Here is a 545-nt window from a genome sequence, read left to right as displayed (position 1 = left end):
TTGGTGTCGCCAAACACAACGCCAGTAACCATCACGGTCAATGACGTCAACGACACCACCACCGTGACCCTGACCGCGACCCCGAGCGTGGACGAAAACGGCACCATCACTTACACCGCCACGTTGACCGATGCCCAGGGCAAACCGGTCACCGCGCAGAACGGTCCGGTCACCGTGACCCTCGACAGCGGCAAGGTCATCCCCATCGCCGAAGGCCAGAGCTCCGGCACCCTGCCGGTGACGGTGGGCAACGACGTCTACAAAGGTCCGACCACCGTGACCGAGTCGATTAAGTCGGCCGACGGTGGCAACCTGGAGCTGGTGTCACCAAACACAACGCCAGTAACCACCACGGTCAATGACGTCAACGACACCTCCACCGTGACCTTGACCGCCACCCCGAGCGTGGACGAAAACGGCACCATCACTTACACCGCGACCTTGACCGACAAGAACGGCACCCCGGTCACCGCGCAAAACGGTCCGGTCACCGTGACCCTCGACAGCGGCAAGGTCATCACCATCGCCGAAGGCCAGAGCTCCGG

Annotated in this window: 1 protein-coding gene; it reads left to right on the top strand. The window is 62.8% G+C overall.

Annotation, left to right across the window (positions count from 1 at the left end; genetic code table 11):
- Window positions 1-545 (top strand): immunoglobulin-like domain-containing protein (locus AC1RP7_RS27910; protein ID WP_493184012.1); only part of this gene is annotated, 545 nt, incomplete at both ends.

The sequence above is a fragment of the Pseudomonas sp. GW822-FHT01E03 genome (genome assembly GCF_058802985.1).
The sequence above is the reverse complement of the archived record's forward strand: the minus strand, read 5'-3'. Positions and strand labels throughout refer to the sequence as shown.